At 61.2% G+C, this 17,673-nt stretch carries 16 protein-coding genes; 6 read left to right on the top strand and 10 right to left on the bottom strand.

Annotated features, from left to right (window positions below; all coding sequences use genetic code 11):
- The 5 genes from rodA to BN3659_RS07855 all read right to left on the bottom strand — a co-directional run bounded on the left by rodA (position 1) and on the right by BN3659_RS07855 (position 6,086).
- Complete coding sequence (rodA, locus tag BN3659_RS07875) at positions 1 to 1,446, bottom strand: rod shape-determining protein RodA (RefSeq protein ID WP_091535990.1); 1,446 nt, start codon at positions 1,444 to 1,446, stop codon at positions 1 to 3.
- Entirely contained in the window at positions 1,436 to 3,259 is a 1,824-nt protein-coding gene (mrdA, locus tag BN3659_RS07870; RefSeq protein WP_091535989.1) for a penicillin-binding protein 2, read from the bottom strand. The genes rodA and mrdA overlap by 11 nt, the downstream gene beginning before the upstream one ends.
- Entirely contained in the window at positions 3,256 to 3,777 is a 522-nt protein-coding gene (locus BN3659_RS07865; RefSeq protein WP_091535986.1) for a rod shape-determining protein MreD, read from the bottom strand. The genes mrdA and BN3659_RS07865 overlap by 4 nt, the downstream gene beginning before the upstream one ends.
- Entirely contained in the window at positions 3,774 to 4,616 is an 843-nt protein-coding gene (gene mreC, locus BN3659_RS07860) for a rod shape-determining protein MreC (protein ID WP_317041652.1), read from the bottom strand. The genes BN3659_RS07865 and mreC overlap by 4 nt, the downstream gene beginning before the upstream one ends.
- Before the next feature lie 450 nt (positions 4,617 to 5,066).
- Entirely contained in the window at positions 5,067 to 6,086 is a 1,020-nt protein-coding gene (locus BN3659_RS07855; RefSeq protein WP_091535981.1) for a rod shape-determining protein, read from the bottom strand.
- 193 nt (positions 6,087 to 6,279) lie between these two features.
- On the opposite strand from BN3659_RS07855, the gene BN3659_RS07850 reads away from it, so the two are divergent.
- Genes BN3659_RS07850 through BN3659_RS07840 form a run of 3 tightly spaced genes read left to right on the top strand, consistent with a single transcriptional unit; the run spans position 6,280 to position 9,327 of the window.
- On the top strand, positions 6,280 to 7,290 hold the full coding sequence (locus BN3659_RS07850) for an NAD(P)H-dependent glycerol-3-phosphate dehydrogenase (RefSeq protein WP_091535979.1): 1,011 nt from the start codon (positions 6,280 to 6,282) through the stop codon (positions 7,288 to 7,290).
- Positions 7,291 to 7,321: 31 nt separating this feature from the next.
- A complete protein-coding gene (locus BN3659_RS07845; protein ID WP_091535976.1) occupies positions 7,322 to 8,656 on the top strand; it encodes a glucose-6-phosphate isomerase in 1,335 nt (444 codons plus the stop codon).
- Positions 8,657 to 8,691: 35 nt separating this feature from the next.
- Positions 8,692 to 9,327, top strand: a complete 636-nt coding sequence (locus tag BN3659_RS07840; protein WP_091535974.1) for a rubrerythrin family protein — start codon at positions 8,692 to 8,694, stop codon at positions 9,325 to 9,327.
- Positions 9,328 to 9,496: 169 nt separating this feature from the next.
- Here the strand turns inward: BN3659_RS07840 and efp are convergent, their stop codons facing one another.
- Positions 9,497 to 10,063 (bottom strand): elongation factor P, encoded by a 567-nt coding sequence (gene efp, locus BN3659_RS07835; protein ID WP_091535971.1) that lies wholly within the window; start codon positions 10,061 to 10,063, stop codon positions 9,497 to 9,499.
- A gap of 142 nt (positions 10,064 to 10,205) precedes the next feature.
- Positions 10,206 to 10,778 carry a polysaccharide deacetylase family protein gene (locus tag BN3659_RS07830; RefSeq protein ID WP_091535970.1) on the bottom strand — a complete coding sequence of 191 codons (573 nt, stop codon included), beginning with the start codon at positions 10,776 to 10,778 and terminating at the stop codon, positions 10,206 to 10,208.
- Positions 10,779 to 10,936: 158 nt separating this feature from the next.
- On the opposite strand from BN3659_RS07830, the gene BN3659_RS07825 reads away from it, so the two are divergent.
- Together BN3659_RS07825 and cls are read left to right on the top strand one after the other, a co-directional pair.
- Positions 10,937 to 11,962, top strand: coding sequence for a DUF4837 family protein (locus BN3659_RS07825; protein ID WP_091535967.1), 1,026 nt, complete (start codon positions 10,937 to 10,939; stop codon positions 11,960 to 11,962).
- A 21-nt stretch (positions 11,963 to 11,983) separates the two neighbouring features.
- A complete protein-coding gene (gene cls, locus BN3659_RS07820; protein ID WP_091535965.1) occupies positions 11,984 to 13,396 on the top strand; it encodes a cardiolipin synthase in 1,413 nt (470 codons plus the stop codon).
- A 233-nt stretch (positions 13,397 to 13,629) separates the two neighbouring features.
- Here the strand turns inward: cls and BN3659_RS07815 are convergent, their stop codons facing one another.
- From BN3659_RS07815 to surE, 3 genes are all read right to left on the bottom strand, one after another.
- Positions 13,630 to 14,268 (bottom strand): response regulator, encoded by a 639-nt coding sequence (locus BN3659_RS07815; RefSeq protein ID WP_091535961.1) that lies wholly within the window; start codon positions 14,266 to 14,268, stop codon positions 13,630 to 13,632.
- A complete protein-coding gene (locus BN3659_RS07810; protein WP_091535960.1) occupies positions 14,255 to 15,244 on the bottom strand; it encodes a sensor histidine kinase in 990 nt (329 codons plus the stop codon). The genes BN3659_RS07815 and BN3659_RS07810 overlap by 14 nt, the downstream gene beginning before the upstream one ends.
- A 126-nt stretch (positions 15,245 to 15,370) precedes the next feature.
- A complete protein-coding gene (gene surE, locus BN3659_RS07805; protein WP_091535957.1) occupies positions 15,371 to 16,162 on the bottom strand; it encodes a 5'/3'-nucleotidase SurE in 792 nt (263 codons plus the stop codon).
- A 457-nt stretch (positions 16,163 to 16,619) separates the two neighbouring features.
- Here surE and rplS point away from each other — a divergent pair, with 457 nt between their 5' ends.
- The gene (gene rplS, locus BN3659_RS07800; RefSeq protein WP_091535955.1) at positions 16,620 to 16,988 is read left to right on the top strand and encodes a 50S ribosomal protein L19; all 369 of its coding nucleotides are present in this window, start codon (positions 16,620 to 16,622) and stop codon (positions 16,986 to 16,988) included.
- Positions 16,989 to 17,673 lie beyond the last annotated feature (685 nt).

Below are 17,673 nucleotides of genomic sequence, written 5' to 3'. Positions count from 1 at the left end.
TCAATATTTGGTGTTCAGAGTAAACTGGCGGGTCGAGGCGTCGAGCCGCACGGCGATGAAGACGAGGATCGTGAAGGCGATGAGCGACGAACCGCCGTAGCTCATGAAGGGCAGCGGAATGCCCATCACGGGCATCAGTCCGATCGTCATGCCGACATTCACCAGCACATGAAAGAGCAGGATCGCCGCCACGCTGTAACAATAGATGCGCCCGAAGGGCTCCTCCTGCCGTTCGCCCATGCGCATCAGACGCAGGATGAGCGCGCACAGCAGCCCGAGCACCGTCATCGCCCCGAGGAATCCCCACTCTTCGCCCACCGTACAGAAAATGAAATCGGTGTGCCGTTCGGGCACGAATCCGTACTTGATCTGGGTTCCTTGCAGAAAACCCTTTCCGGTCAAGCCGCCCGAACCGATGGCGATCTTCGCCTGATTGACGTTGTAATCCGTGCCGAGCGGATCGTTGATGATGCCCAGAAAGCTGAGGATGCGGTCGCGCTGGTGCTGCTTGAGCATCGAATTGAAGATGTAATCGGTCGTGGGCAGGAAGATCATCGACCCGACGAAGAGCGCCATCGTGATGAAGATGTTGCGCAGGTTCGCCCGGTAGGCGTAGACCGCCACGAAAACGAGCGACACGAGCGTCGCGGCGAGCAGCGCATGATAGAAATCCATCCGGCCCGGCGCCGCGAGCCCCACGAGCAGGTAGAGCACGCCGGCGGCGAGTCCCACGGCGGCGAGAAAGACGATCCGTGAACGCCACAATCCGTTCATCATCGCCTCCGAGAACGTGCACACGAGAATCAGCACCACGAGCAGCGTCATGGGCGAGAGCAGGAACGAAAAGATGAAGAGCGCAGCGATCAGCAGCACGGGGATGCAAAGCCATTTGTTCAGCCCCTCGCGGTAGAGCACGAAAAGGAACGAGCCGAGCACGATGCCCGAGCCGGTATCGTTCTGCAACACGATGATCGCCAGAGGCAGACAAATGACCAGACCGACCTTCATCAGGTCGCCCGCACGCGAAATCGAGAAGTGGTATTCGCTCATCACGCGGGCGAGGGCGAGAGCCGTGGCGATCTTGACGAACTCCACGGGCTGCACGCGGAACGAGCCGAACTCGAACCACGCTTTGGCGCCGTTGACCTCCTTGCCCGCCACGAGCGCCGCTGCGAGCAGCAGCAATCCCGCGATGTAGGCCGGATAGGCGAGCATATGATAGAACCGGTCGTCGAGCAGCAGCACCACGACCGCCGTAACGAACGCGACGCCCACCCAGACGAGCTGTTTCATGTAGAAATGCGAGAACGAAAAGAGGTCGGCCGCCCCTTCCTCGTACGAAGCCGAAACGATCGAAACGCACCCCGCCAGTACGATGAGCACATAGAGCAAGACCGTCGCGCGGTCCACGCCGTCGAAAATCCGGTTGTGTCGGCTACCTGTCATACGCGGGATAATAGATGTTCATGCTCTTCACCTGTTCGACCAGTTCGGGTCTGCGGACGGTGTCCGTGAGGTAGTACTCCTCGATGAGGCTGGCGATGGGCAGCGCGGCCGAAGCACCGAAACCTCCGTTCTCGACATAGACCGAAACGGCGATCCGGGGGTTGTTGCGCGGTGCGAACGACAGAAAAGTCGAGTGGTCTCGGCCGCGGGGATTCTGAGCCGTACCGGTCTTGCCGCACACGTCCTGCCCCTCGATCCGGGCCCGCCACGAGGTGCCGTCCCGGTTGACGCTGCTCCACATACCCTCGACGATCGGCTCGAAATATTTCGGGTCAACCTTCGTGTAGTGCCTCTCGTAGAAACGCCGGTCGAGCGAATCCCGGCCCTCGACCCGCTTCACGATATGCGGAATGTAGTAGTAGCCGCGGTTGGCGACGATCGCCGCGAGGTTGGCCATCTGCAACGGCGTGCAGCCCAGCTCGCCCTGTCCGATGGCGAGCGACAGCACCGTGAGCGAATTCCACGACCCGCGGTAGCGACGATCGTAGAACGCACGGTCGGGGACATAGCCGTTGCCTTCGTTCAGAAAGTCGGAACCGAGCTTGCGGCCGAAGCCGAAACTTTCGACATACTCCCTCCACACGTCGAAGCCGTTTTTCGCGCCGCCGTACTTCGGATTGTCCAGAATATCGCGGAAGACATAGCAGAAGTAGGCGTTGCACGAAGTCGAAACCGCATAGCGCAGATCGACCGGCGATGCGTGCTCGTGGCACTTCATCGAGAGGCGCCCCACCTGATAGCCCTCGCGGCACGGATGGCGATCCGAGGGACGGAGCACCCCCTCCTGCAATCCGATCAACCCCTGCACGAGTTTGAAGGTCGAACCCGGCGGATATTTCGCGCTCACAGCCCGGTTGAACAACGGATGGCGCTTGTTGTTCATCATCTCGACGTAGTGGTTGCCTCGTTCGCGGCCCACCAGTTCGTCGGGGTCGTACGTGGGCGAGGAGACCATCATCAGGATCTCGCCCGTCGCCGGTTCGATGGCTACGGCCGCCCCCACCTTGCCGCGCATGAGCTCCTCGGCGAAAAGCTGCAACCGGGCGTCGATCGTGCAGACGATGTACTTCCCGGGCTCGGGCACCGTATCGTACCGGCCGTTCATGTAGGAGCCCTTGATCGCTCCGTGTGTGTCGATCTCCCGGATACGCACCCCCTTCCGTCCCCGGAGTTCGGATTCGTAGGCCGATTCCACGCCGCTCACCCCGACGTATTCGCCGGGTCTGTATTCGGGGTAGCGCCGCAGCATCGAGGAGTTCACTTCGCCTACATAGCCCAGCAGATTGCCCCCCACCTTGCGCGGATACTGCCGCGCGGTACGGTAGACGGTATAGAAGCCGCGGAAATTGCATTCGTCGAAACGGAGTTTATCCTCCTTGGAGATATAGTTCGCTATCATGCGGGGTGCCCGCGGATAGGCCGCGGCATTGCGCAGCTCCTTTTCGAGCTTCTCGCGCGGGATGCCCGTAACGGAACAGAGCAACGCCGTGTCGAATCCGCGGCGGTCTATGTCGCGCGAGACGACCATCAGGTCGTAGCACTCGCGGCTCTGGACCAGAAATTCGCCGTTTCGGTCGTACACCTCGCCCCGCGGCGGGTAGAGCACTTCGCGGCGCAGTGCGTTGGCCTTGGCCAGCTCCGCATACTTCGTATCGAAAAGTTGCAGATAACAGAGCCGCGCCGCGATCACCCCGAAGACGACGAGCACCACGACCTGCAACGTCCGCATCCGCACATACTCCTCCCCACTCATACGCGAACCGTGAGTTTAGAGGTGAAGAGCCGCGCCGCGAGCCATGTGAGGGCTACGGCAGCCGTACCGCTCACCGCCACCCGCAGCAACGTCTGCCCGAAACGGGCCCACGAAAGCGCTTCGAGCGCGAAGAACACGAAGTGGTGCAACAGCACGAAGACGGCGAGATAGCGCAGGAAACCCCATCGTCCCAGCCGCTCGGACGAAGGGATGCCCCCTTCGCGGATGTTCTCCTTCTCGAACAGCAGCGCGAGCAGGAAAGGCCGCACGAACGCCGCGAATACCGTGGCGATCGTGTTGATTCCCGCACCGCCCATGAACCAGTCGGCCGCGAAGCCCGCCGCGAGGCCCCCGAGCAGTACGAGGCCGTGCGGGGTTTCGAGCGGCAGCAGAGCCACGAACGCGACGTATATGAGCGGATTGAACCATACGCTGAGCGTCAGGTTGTTGAACAGAAATGCCTGCAACAGCTGCGTCGCCGCGAAAAGCACGAAATAGAGGATTCTGCGATGTGTCATGGCCTTTCGTTCAGTTCTTTGACTTTATCGCTCGCACGCAGCGTCTCGACCTCGTGCAGGTCGTTGTTGCGCACGAGAATCACATCGCCCAATCCCGACACGTCCACCGCCAGCCGCACATCGACCGTATAGGCCGTCCGTGCTTCGTTCAGCACGACCCGTTCGATGGTGCCGATCGGAATTTCGGCGGGGAAATACTGCGAAAAACCGGTCGAAACCACTTCGTCGCCCACCTGTGGTTCGGCGTATTTCGAAAGCTCGGCCATCGTTACGCGGTACGGGTCCGAACCGTCCCAGAGAATCGACCCGAAATAGTCGCTCCCGGCGATCTTGCCGCTGGCACGGAACGAAGTATTGAGGATGGAGATCGCCACGGCGTAACGCTCCGAGCACTCCACGACGTAGCCGACCATCGCGCCGTCGGGCGAAAGCACGGCCATGTCGGGTGCGACGCCGTCGCGCAGACCGCGGTTCAGCACGATGAAGTTGCGCTGCTTGTTGATCGAGTTCGAGACCACGGCCGCGGTCGTCAATTCGTATTGCGTATGGGCGTTGCCGTCCATGTAGCCGTCGAGACGCGCCTCGGTCTCGGCGCTCCGATACTCGGACAACAACGTCTGCAACTCCGCTACGCGGGCCGTGAGGAGACGGTTCTCGCGGCCGAGTTCGAAATAGTGCTTCACACCCGCGAAAAAGCCGTGCACGCTTCCCGCCACCTCGTTCGAGCGCGCGAGCAACCGCGCCTCGGTATAGGCGGACGAATGCGCGTAGCAACGGAAAGCCACGGCTTCGATCACCACGAACAGCAGCACGACATAGGTGCTTCGGATAAACTCCAAAAGTTTGTACAACGGTTCTTCCTTTCATTCAAGATTGCGGACACGCCCGTGCCCGCAATCGTTCTATCTATCGTTCCCATCCATCGGCGCGGCCGGCCGCGCCCGCCGCCCCTCGTTCTCATTTTCCGCCTTATCGTCCGGCATCATTCCCGACCGATCCGATCCGCCATCGCTCCCATCCGTTCCGGCCGGCACGCGCTCCGGGGCGGCGGCCCGACTTCTTGCATCCCCACGGTCTCTTCGCATCGCACGGAATCGGCCGAAAGCGCCGTCGTCCGCATCTTGCGCCGGACCGCTCCGGATCCCGTCCGAACCGCCCCGGCGTCCCAGCCCATCGTCTCATCTCCTCACCGCCTCAAGCGCCCCGCCGCCGTCAGGACACCCGAGGCGCCGGCCTCTTCCCGTCGGTTTGCGGCGCACTCCGAAAATCCTCCCCGCGCGCCGTGCGCCTCATTTCATCAGGAACGAGAAGCGGTTGATGTTCTTTAAGGCGATGCCCGTGCCGCGGGCGATCGCCCGCAAGGGATCTTCGGCGATGTGGAACGGAATGCCCGTCTTCTCGGACAGACGACGGTCGAGCCCCTTGATGAGGGCGCCGCCGCCCGCCAGATAGATCCCGTTCTTCACGATGTCGGCGTAGAGCTCCGGCGGCATGGATTCGAGCACCTTCATCAGCGCCGCGTCGATCTTGACGAGCGACTTTTCGAGCGCATAGGCGATTTCGCTGTAACTAAGCGACACCGTTTGGGGCAGCGCCGTGAGCATGTTGGGACCCGTTACCACGAAATCCTCGGGTTCGGGCTCCAGATCGGAGATCGCGGCGCCGATCGAACATTTGATCGCCTCGGCCGTGCGTTCGCCGATACGGATGTTGTGCTGCTGGCGGACATAGCTCTGAATATCGGTCGTGAAAACGTCGCCCGCGATGTTGATCGACTCCGAGCAGACGATGCCGCCCAGCGAAATGCAGGCGATCTCGGTCGTACCGCCGCCGATGTCTATGACCATGTTGCCCTCGGGCGCCTCGACGTCGAGCCCTGCGCCCAGCGCCGCGGCCATCGGCTCGTAGATCATGTAGACCTCGCGGCCGCCGGCATGTTCGGCCGAGTCGCGCACGGCGCGGATTTCGACGTTGGTCGAACCCGACGGGATGCAGATCACCATCCTCAGCGACGGAGAAAAGAGGCTTCCCGAAGTCTTCACCTTCTTGATCATTCCGCGCAGCATCAGCTCCGTGGCGTTGAAGTCGGCGATCACGCCGTCCTTCAGCGGACGGATCGTCTTGATGTTGGGATTGGTCTTCTCGTGCATCTGCCGCGCCTGCTGGCCGATGGCCACCAGTTTGCCCGAATGCACGTCGAGCGCCACGATCGACGGTTCGTCCACCACGACCTTCCCGTTATAGATTATAAGCGTGTTGGCCGTACCGAGGTCTATGGCCAACTCCTGCGTCAATGAAAAAAGTCCCATACCGAATTATCGTCTCTTTATTCCAACTGATCTTCCACATTGCGAGCACGATAGGCATCCGCCCGTCTCCGTGGCGCGTCCCCGCTCCGCCGAAGGGAGTAAGATTCGGACAAAGGTAACAAAAAGATAGGGATATTTTTATCATTCGTTTTAATTTTTTTGGCTACATTTGTATTTCAAATCCATACATCCTATGACGGAATACAAAATCGGGAAAGACGCCCGCTGCGCGGTCATCGGCTACGGGAGCTGGGCCACGGCGCTCGTGAAAGTGCTCGCCGAGAACGAAGCCCGCGTGGGCTGGTATGTCCGCAACCCCGAGGTGCTCGAATCGCTGCGCACCGAAGGGCGCAACCCCCGCTACCTCGCCGACGTGGAGTTCGACCCCGCATGCATCGCCCCCTCCGACGATCTCGACGCCGTGGTCTCCGCTGCCGACATCGTGATTCTGGCCACTCCGTCGGCCTATCTCAAGGAGTTTCTCGCACCGCTCACGACCCCGCTGTCCGACAAGTTCGTCGTCTCGGCGATCAAAGGCATCGTCCCGGGCGAATACCAGACCGTCGCGGAGTATGTCTGCGAACGCTACGGGCTCACCTACAAACAGTTCGGCATCGTCTCGGGGCCCTCGCACGCCGAGGAGGTCTCGCTCGAACGCCTCTCGTACCTCACGGTGGGATGCTGCGACATGGAGAACGCCCGGCTGCTGGGCGCCAAGCTCTCGACGAAATACATCGCCCTGAGCTACTCGACCGACCTCTACGGGATCGAATACGCCTCCATTCTGAAAAACATCTATGCGCTCGCGGTGGGCATCGCCGTGGGATTGGGCTACGGCGACAACTTCCTCGCCGTGCTGATCTCGAACAGCGCGATGGAGCTTTCGCGGTTCCTCCGGGAGAGCTATCCGGCCGAGCGCGACACGCAGGCTTCGGCCTATCTGGGCGACCTGCTCGTAACCTGCTACTCGGTGTACAGCCGCAACCGGCGCCTCGGACTTCTCATCGGACACGGGGTATCGGTCCGCTCGGCCCTCAACGAGATGACGCAGGTGGCCGAAGGCTACTTCGCCGCCGACACCGTCCGCCACATCAACATGCGCCACAACGTCCCGATGCCCATCGCCGAGATGGTCTACGACGTGCTCTACCGAGGGGCATCGGCCCGCAAATCCATGAAAGAACTCACATCGAAACTGATATAAGAAAAAACACAAGGTTAAAGTTAGTTAAGTTATGCAAGAGACCATCAAACTGGACATTTCGAAATCGGGCGCAGAACTCACGCCCGACATGCAGGAGAAGGCATCGAAAGCCAACGAACTGCTCCACACGAAGCAGGGGGCGGGAAGCGATTTTCTGGGCTGGGTCGGTCTGCCGTCGTCGATCGCGGCGGAGGAGCTCGCGGCCCTCGAAGCCGCGGCGGCGAAACTCCGCGCGAAGGCCGAGGCGATCGTCTGCATCGGCATCGGCGGCTCCTACCTCGGCGCGAAAGCGCTGCTCGAAGCCCTGAGCGACCCGTTCAGGCTGCTCCGCCGCAAACAGAGCGGGCCGATCCTCCTCTTCGCCGGACAGAACATTTCGGAAGATTACACCTGCGAACTGCTCGATGCCCTCGCCGAGTATTCGATCGCAGCGATCGTGATCTCCAAATCGGGCACCACGACCGAACCGGCCATCGCCTTCCGGCTGCTGAAAGCCGAGATCGAACGACGCTACGGCAAGCAGGAGGCCGCCGAGCGGATCGTAGCCATCACGGACAAGGCGCGCGGTGCACTGAAAACCCTCGCAACGAACGAAGGCTACCCCACGTTCGTCATCCCCGACGACGTCGGCGGACGCTACTCGGTGCTGACCCCCGTGGGGCTGCTGCCGCTCGCGGCGGCAGGCATCGACATCGCGGAGCTGGTCCGCGGCGCACAGGCCATGGAGCGCGCCACGGCACCCGGCGTCCCCTTCGCCGAGAACCCCTCCGCCGTCTACGCCGCCGTGCGCAACCGGCTCTACGCCGAAGGGCGGAAAATCGAAATCCTCGGCTCCTACGAGCCGAAACTGCAATACCTCAACGAGTGGTGGAAACAGCTCTACGGCGAAAGCGAAGGCAAGCAGGGCCGGGGCATCTTCCCCGCGAGCGTAACCTACACGGCCGACCTGCACTCGATGGGACAGTACATTCAGGAGGGCGAACGCACCCTGTTCGAAACGATCCTGTCGGTAGCCGAGCCCCGGCACAGGCTCGTGATCGAGAAGGACGCGGAGAATCTCGACGGGCTCAACTTCCTCGCGGGCAAACGCATCTCGGAAGTCAACCGCATGGCCGAACTGGGCGTGCAGCTGGCCCACGTGGACGGCGGCGTGCCGAACATCCGCATCGAAATTCCGCGAATCGACGCTTATGCCCTCGGAGCGCTCGTCTACTTCTTCGAGAAGGCTTGCGGCATCAGCGGTTATCTGCTGGGGGTCAACCCCTTCGACCAGCCCGGCGTGGAAGCCTACAAAAAAAATATGTTCGCCCTGCTCGACAAGCCCGGATACGAAGAGGCATCGAAAGCGATCAAAGCCCGCCTGTAATTTTCGGCACCGATTATGCACGGACCGGCACATGTATGAAAATGCGTGTGCCGGTTATTTTCGTGTTGCTGCTCTCCGGCGGGTTGCTGATCTGGTTCACCAACTCGCTGGACCGCAAACATGCACCCCAAACCGCCGAACGCTGGGCGGACCAAACGGCGGACCTCGACGAACTGGGCGGATACAAACATGCGATGGCAGCCCGCTACATGCGTTTCGCCGATGCCGCCGCGGCAGAACACAAACACGACGCCGAACGTCTCTTCCGCGCGCTCGCCCGCTCGGAGCAGATACACGAAATGAACTGCGCCGATGCCGTGCGCCGGCTGGGCGCGCACTATCGCGCGCCGCAGCATGTCATCGTCTTCCGCAGCAAAACCGGCGCGAACCTCTCCCAAGCGCTCGGCGACGAACGGCATCACTACCCCTTCTACCGCCGTGCGATCGGCGAAGCGCTGGAATCGGGCAACCGCTATGCCGCACGGGTGCTGATCCGCATCGCCGGCGGCGAAATGCGGCAGATCGAACTGCTCGAATGTTTCATCCTGCACCCCGATCACGCCGGATACGCCGTCTGCCCGTTGTGCGGCAATCTTTTCCCCGCGAGCTACTGCGACTACTACTGCCCCTTCTGCCTCACGCCCGAAAACGACTTCATCCGCTTCGAGTAGTGCGCTCCGGATGCGCAAAGTACGAGACGCCGTCCAAACCGTCCGACGCCGTGTCGCCGTTTAACGCGATCGCCCCTGCCGGAGTTCGATCCGGCAGGGGCGATTCCCGATTTTTTTTTGGGGGGGGGCTTGTCAGGCAGCCTCTCTCCTCCGGCATCCGCCGGAACGACTACTTGATGCGCTCGTAATACTCGCGCGTACGGGTATCGACACGGATCTTGTCGCCCGTGTTGATGAACAGGGGCACGCGCACCGTCGCACCCGTGTTGACCGTCGCGGGTTTGAGCGAGTTGGTCGAAGCCGTGTCGCCCTTGATGCCCGGTTCGGTATAGGTAACCTCCATGTCCACGATCGGGGGCAGCTCGGCCGAGAGGACCGTCTCTTTCTCGGTGTGGAACATCACCTCGACCACCTGACCGTCGGCCATCAGATCGTAGTTGTTGATGAGATTCTTGTCGATGTTGATCTCCTCGAAGGTTTCGGTGTGCATGAAGTGCATGCCCAGATCGTCCTCGTAGGTGAACTGGTAGGGACGGCGCTCCACACGCACGGGTTCGATCTTGGCGCCTGCCGAGAAGGTATTGTCGAGCACGCGGCCGTTTTCGAGATTCTTGAGTTTGGTACGCACGAAAGCGGGGCCTTTGCCCGGCTTCACATGCTGGAAATCTATGATCTGGAAGGTTTTGCCGTCCAGTTCGATGCACATGCCGATCTTGATGTCTGCTGTCGTTGCCATATTTGGTAGGTTATTATCGTTTCGTTCCGAAGACGCAAAGTTAGAAAAAAAATCACAAAGCGCAATTTCCCGTACACAATTTCGTCCGCCGCACATTCCGCACGGCCCGAAGGGCGCGGACGCCGCACGGCACGACCGCCGCTCACAGTTCGATAGCCTTGCACCTGAGCCCCATCGACCGGATCTTTTCGAGCGTCCGCGGCAGGGCGTACCGCATGTTGCGGAACGATTTTTCGCTGTCGTGGAAAACCACGATGCTGCCCGGGCCGAGATACTTCGTAACGTTCCGCAGACAGGTGCGCGGCGAGAGGTTGCGGTTGTAGTCGCGCGAGATGATGTCCCACATCACCAGTTTGTAGCGCTGCCCCAGAAAACGCGCCTGCGCAGGCGTGATACGCGCATAGGGCGGACGGAACAGATCGCTGCGGATCAGGTCGTTCGCAAAATCCACATCCTCCGTGTAGCGTTCGAGACTCATGCCCCACCCCTTCTGGTGCGAATAGGTGTGGTTGCCCACCTTGTGCCCCGCATCCACGATCCGGCGATAGAGGTCGGGATACATCTCGACATTCTTGCCCAACACGAAGAAGGTGGCTTTGGCACCGTACTTGTCGAGCGTCGAGAGAATCCACTCCGTGATGCCGGGCGTCGGTCCGTCGTCGAAGGTGAGAAAAACTCCTTCCCGGTCGTCGATTTCCCAGATCAGATCGGGCATTAGGCGGCGTATGATTTTCGGCGGTTTGAGTCTCATGGTCGTACTTTCCGGAGACAAAAGTAACGATTTTTCGCAACGCGGCGAAAAAAATCCGCCTCCGGCCACCTCATGCAGTGGATTTTAATTATATTTGCATAGATAATCAACTTCCGTCCGTTATGAAACGCTCCTTCCGTCTGATCCTCGCCGCCGCCGTGCTCGTCAGTCTGGCGGCCTGCGACGCATTCCGCACCCTCTCCGACCGGAATGCCAACACTTCGCTGGGCAAACCCTACGAACTCATCGTAGTCTGCGCGCCGCAGCAGTGGGACGGTCCGGTAGGCGAGACGCTGCGGGGCCTGCTCGGCGCACCGGTGGAATACGTCAACCAGATCGAACCTTCGTTCGATCTGCTGCGCATCCTGCCGCGCGGCTTCACGAACATGGCCACCCGCCACCGCAACATCCTCAAAGTCGAGATCGACCCCTCGGTTCCGGAGGAGCGGACGAGCATCACGGCCGAATACGACTGGCGCGCCGCACCCCAGATCGTACTCACGCTCAAAGGCCCCTCGGACGCCGCGCTGCTGCAATACCTCGCCGCTCACGGCCGGGAACTCGTCTACGTGCTCGAAAAGACCGAGCGCGACCGCGCCGTCGACTACGCCGCCCGATACAGCGAAAAACACGTCGCGCAGGCGATCGAAGAGACTTTCGGCGTACGGATGAACGTGCCGAAAGGCTACGTGCTGGCCAAGTCCGAGAACGATTTCCTCTGGGCCCGGTACGAATATCCCACCGCCAGCCAAGGCTTCTGCATCTACACTTATCCCTACACCGGCCCCGAATCGCTCTCGCGCGGTGCGCTGCTCGCCGCGCGCAACAAGTTCGTCGGCCGCATTCCGGGTCCCTCCGACGGTTCGTACATGACCACCTCCGAAGCTTTCATGCCCGATCTGAGAATGTTCAGCCTCGAAGGACGCACGTGGACCGAGATGCGCGGTTTCTGGGATGTCGCGGGCGACTTCATGGGCGGTCCGTTCGTGAGCTTCACCACCGTGGACGAAGCCTCAAACCGCGTCTTCACGCTCGACTGCTACGTCTACTCGCCCAAGCTCAACAAACGGAACTTCCTGCGCGGCGTGGAGCACCTGCTCTACATGGTGCGTTTCCCCGACGCGGAGCGTCCCGCAACCGCCGAATAGAAGCCCCGCCGGAGCGCGCGCATGCCTCAGATTCTGACATACCTGCTGTTCGGTCTCTACGCCGCCACGACGATCGGCATCATCCTCGTGGTCATCACCGACAACCGCAACCCGCTGAAGACGACCCCGTGGATTCTGATCCTGCTTTTCGCTCCGGTGGTAGGTATCGTCTTCTATTTCTTTTTCGGACAGAACCTCAGCAAGGAAAAGATCATTTCGCACCGCACGCGCCGCCGCGTTACGACCTACCCGGGCCAAGATCCGGCGGCCGCGCCGCGCATTCCGGAAAATTTTCTGCCTCTCTCGCGCCTGATGCAGCATACGATCCATGCGGCTCCCTTCTACGGCAGCCGCATCACCCCCTACACGGACGGCGCCTCCAAGATGCAGGCGCTCTACGAGGAGATCGCCCGCGCACGGCACCACATCCACCTCCAATACTACATCTTCTGCGACGATACCACGGGCCGCCGACTCCGGCAGGCCCTCATCGCCAAGGCCCGCGAGGGGGTCAAGGTGCGCATTCTCTACGACGACGTGGGATGCAGCAGCGTGAAACGCGCCTTTTTCGACGAGATGCGCGCCGCCGGCATCGAGGTCTACTCGTTCCTGCACGTGCGTTTCCCGCTGCTCACGAGCAAGGTCAACTACCGCAACCACCGCAAGATCGTCGTGATCGACGGACGTGTGGGATTTTTCGGCGGGATGAACATCGCCGACCGCTATGTGCTGGGCACCGCGTGGGGCTGCTGGCGCGACACCCATTTCAAACTCGAAGGCAGCGCCGTGCAGGGGTTGCAGGCCTCGTTCCTGAGCGACTGGTCGGCCACCACGAAACGGCAGGTCAACTCCGAAAAATACTATCCGCGGGCCGAATCCTACACTGCCGACATCATGCAGGTGGTCCCGAACGGACCGTTCGGCCAGTGGCGCGTCCTGCTGCAGGGCATCAGCTACGTCTTCGCCAATGCCAAGCAGCGCATCTGGATCGAGACGCCCTACTTTCTGCCCACCGAAGGGCTCCAGACAGCACTCCAAACGGCGGCGCTCGGCGGTGTGGAAGTGCGGCTGATGCTGCCCGCCCGCAGCGATTCGAAGATCGTGGGACTGGCCTCCCACTCGTTCCTCGACGCCGTGATCCGCGCAGGCGTCAAGGTGAGTTTCTATACTCCGGGATTCCTCCACTCGAAACTGCTCATCGTGGACGACACCCTCACGGTCGTAGGCTCGGCGAACATGGACTTCCGGAGTTTCGAGCACAACTTCGAAATCAATGCTTTCGTCTACGACGCGGACTTCAACGCCCGCATGTCGGCCGTCTATCTCGACGACTACGCCCGCTGCCGTCATGTCGTGCCGGCCCGCTGGTTCCGACGCCCGCGTTCGCGGCGATTCGCCGAGTCGCTCATGCGGCTTTTCGCACCGCTGCTGTAACGGATCGAAGCGGACGACATGCAGCCGTTGCGGCCGGCGATACGACCGTCGCGAGGCTGCCGGCGACGAACGACTTGACGGTTCGCATCTTTTTCTCAATCGCTCTCCGCATACGGAAGCATATACGGACAGGCGCTCTCTCCGATCCCAAGAGGAGGAAGCATACGTCCCAGCCCCGGGGCCCCGGCAGGTCCCCGGCAGAGCATGTACGCGGAGGGCCTGCATACGGGCGGTCAGATCTCCACGATCCCGTGGCGGATGGCATACACGACCAGACTGGCCGTATTCTTGCACCCCGTCTTTTCGAGGATGTTCGCACGGTGCTTGTCCACCGTCCGTTTCGAAATGAAGAGTTCGTCGGCGATCTCCTGATTCGAAAGCCCCCGGCATACGGCGACCAGTATCTCCGTCTCGCGGGTCGAAAGCGGGTCCATCGGCGTACTTTCGCGCGTACGCATCCGGTTCGCCAGCGAGGCGAGCAGCGAAGCGCTGAAATAGCTGCCGCCGCCGCGCACGGCTTCGATGGCACGGATCACGTCCTCGATATCGGAATCTTTCAACAGAAAGCCTTTGGCCCCCGCCTCCACCATGCGCGTATAATAGTTCTCGTCGCCGAACATCGAGAGCGTAATCACCCGCAGGTCCGGTCGCAACTGCAAAGCCCGTTCGGTCGTCTCGTCGCCGTTGATGCCCGGCATGGCGATGTCCATGAAAACCACGTCGGCCTCCGTCCGGGGCAGCATCGCCAGAAACTCCTCGCCGCTGGCCGCTTCGCCCACCACGCGATACCCTTCGCAGCGGTCGAGCAGTCCTTTGAGTCCGTTGCGGAACAGCGAATGGTCGTCCACGAGCACGATTTTACACTCCTCCATCTGCATGTCTGTTTTTACGGTTCGAAGACTTGGCCGCCGGTTCGGGCCGCGTATTCACGCGGATCGCCGCACGCATGCCCCGTCCTTTCGAGCTGGTGATGTCGAGCGTCCCGCCCAGCGAATTGATGCGCGAAGCGATGTTCGAGAGCCCCATGCCGCAGTCCATCATAGCCTGCGGATTGAACCCGCGTCCGTTGTCCGAATAGTCGAGCGCGAGCGTCCCGCCGCTGAGCGACAGCGAAAGGTTGATCTCCGAGCAGGCCGCATGTTTGAGCGAGTTGTTGATCAGCTCGCAGATCACGCGGTAGACGATCACCTCCACGTCCGGATCGTAACGTTCACCGCGCAGGTTGGTCGTGAAGCGTATCTTCACGTCGTGCATCGCCGCGCTCTTCGAAATGAAGTTCTGCACGCCGCGCGCCAGACCGAAATCGCTCAGCACATGGGGCGAAAGGTTGTTCGAAATCTCGCGGAGCGACCGGATGGCCTCGTCGATCACATAGGTCGTATTGGCGATGATCTCCTGTTGTTCGGGGTTCTGGCCGTCGCGGGCCAGCGCCGAAAGCGACATGCGGGCCGACGAAAGCAACGGCCCCAGTCCGTCGTGCAGCTCCTTCGAGAAACGCGAACGCGACTTCTCCTCGGTCCGCAGCACGGCCGTCAGGATGCGCTTGTTGAGCAGCTGACGCTGCCGGTTGAGCCGCCCGATGTATTTGAAGAGTTTGTGAGCGTACATCACGCCGATCGAAAGACAGACCGAGATCACCACGCCCAGATAGGCGAACGTCGCAGGAGGCACGGACTGTCCGCTGACCAGCATGAACTGAATCACCCGTTCGACCGAGAGCAGCGAGAAACCCGCGATGAAGAGGATCCACACCGAGTTGTATTTGGTGGTCCGCACCAGTTTGAGCGCATAGACGGTCGCAACCGTCTGGATTGCGATCGCTACGATAAGCAATATTTTTATCACCATAGATTCCAATTATAAAACGCGCGCTCCTCCCCCCTCCATTCCGTCGCCCCGCCTTTTCCGCCTCCGCGCGTGCTTCGCTGCCGGACGCGAAGAAAAGCAGCGTCCCGAAGCCGCGGGACGCACCCGTCATTCGCTCATGAGCGCCCTGCGGAGCGAGGGCATGCGGGCGTAATCCGTCAGATCGACCTGCACCGGAACCACCGACACATATCCGTGGTCGAGCGCCCACTCGTCCGTGTCGGTCGCTTCGGGCTCGTGGTTCACGAAGGCTCCCGACAGCCAGAAATACTCGCGGCCGTGCGGGTCTTCGTGGCGGAAGAACTCCTCGCGCCAATAACCGCGGTTCTGGCGGCAGACGCGCACGCCGCGAATCTCGCGCGGCTCGCCCATCGGGATGTTCACGTTCAGGCAGAGCGGACGTTCGAGATCCGTCTCCAACACCGCCCGCACGATCCGTTCGCCGTAGTACACCGCCCCTTCGAAATCGGCATCCGGGCTGTGATCCGTAACCGACAGTCCGACCGAGGGGCAGCCGTAGAAACTGCCTTCGATCGCAGCCCCCATCGTGCCCGAATAGAGCACGTTGACGGCGGAATTCGAACCGTGGTTCACGCCCGAAATCACCAAATCTACGCACCGGTCCTTGAGCAGGTAATCGAACGCCATCTTCACGCAGTCCACCGGCGTACCGGAAAAGGCGTAGACCTCCACGCCCTCCTCCTGCGACACGCGCCGCAGGTAAAGGGGGTTGAACATCGTGATCGCCTGACTCATTCCGCTCTGCATGCACTCCGGCGCCACGACCACCACACGGCCGAAACGCCGCGCCACCTCGACAGCCGCCCGAATCCCCTTCGAACCGTAGCCGTCGTCGTTGGTAACCAATATCAATCGCTCTTGCGTACTCTCGTTTTTCATTGCAACAAAGATAATACAAACCGAGTGCAAAAACAAGTATCCTCTACGCTCCGCGGACGGTCCGCAACGAAAGCGGCGGACGGCACCGTCCGGTGCGGCTTCGGCGAACGGCCGCGCGTCATCGCCCGACCGCCGCATTCACGGCCCGCAGAAGGGCCCGCCCTCCGCCGAACGCGGAGAGCCGTCCGCCGCTGCGACCTCGAAATCCGGGGCTTCCGTGCGGAAAAAACGACCGATCTATTGTCCGGTCCGAATTTATCGCTATCTTTGCAGTCCCGATCGGGCGTGGATCAACCTCTTTCATTGGGCGGCAGGGCACGGCGCCGGTCCGGCAGACGATGCGGGCGACCGCAAAGCCTCCGGCAGGGCACAGGATTACGGATCAGAGGATGCGTATGAAGCCCATCGGCCGCAGCGGGAATGTTGGACGCGGAATCATCTAAAAATTGTTACAACGATGAACAAAGATGCAATCATCAAGCTCGTCAACGAGCAGTTGTGGCCGAAGACGGACGCCGACGTTCCGTCGTTCAAGGCCGGAGACACGATCACCGTTACGTACAAGATCGTCGAAGGTAACAAAGAGCGCCTGCAAAGTTTCCGCGGCGTGGTCATCCAGATCAAAGGTACGGGCAAGACGAAAATGTTCACGATCCGCAAGGTCTCGAACGGCGTGGGCGTGGAGCGTATCTTCCCCCTCTATTCGCCCCATATCGACAAGATCGAGGTGAACAAGATCGGTGTCGTGCGCCGCGCACGCATCTACTACCTGCGCAATCTGACCGGCAAGAAGGCCCGCATCAAAGAGAAGCGGATCTCGAAGTAGATCTATGCCGTCGAAAGGAAAAAGAGGCTGTCCGGTCAACCGTCGGACAGCCTCTTTTTCCGTATGCACCTCGCACGTACCTCTCGGCCGAAGCTTTCTTGCCGCCGGCAGACCCGATCGGCACCGCCCGGCAAAGAGAGCTCCGGCACGACGTTCCGCACCGTCCGGCTGCCGGAGCGAGACAAGTCTTCGCGAAAGGTGCAACCCGCCGCATGAAAAAGAAGGGAGGGAGCGCATACTGCCCGGCACCGCCGGTCGATGCAGAAGATACGACCGCGAAAAAAACAATGAACCGTCTTGCGTCCCGTCCTGCCTCCCCCCGGAACGTCGGGAAAGAGATCCGGGACACCCGCCGGACTGAAAGCGGCAAGCGACCGAGACGGACGCATGCCCTCCGTGAACAGTCGCCCGTTTCGAGCATCGGGTCGGTGGATTCGGCCTATTCCGGTATTCGGGCGTTTTCGAACGCCTTTCGGCGGGGAAGGGAACATACGGGAGAGGTTGATGATTTTCGATCGCAAGAACGGGCTCGCAGCCTGCGGAACCCGTCCGCGAAGAGGACGGGGCTCCGCTGCCCGGAACCGCGCACCGCCCGGCATCCCAAGGCCCGTAAGCCGAAGAACGTTCCGGCAGGGCGCATGCAATTCGAGAAAGCCGGATCATTACCGAAGCGAGAAAACGGCAG

It is taken from the genome of Alistipes sp. CHKCI003, from assembly GCF_900021155.1.
Classification (GTDB): domain Bacteria; phylum Bacteroidota; class Bacteroidia; order Bacteroidales; family Rikenellaceae; genus Alistipes; species Alistipes excrementavium.
The sequence above is the reverse complement of the archived record's forward strand: the minus strand, read 5'-3'. Positions and strand labels throughout refer to the sequence as shown.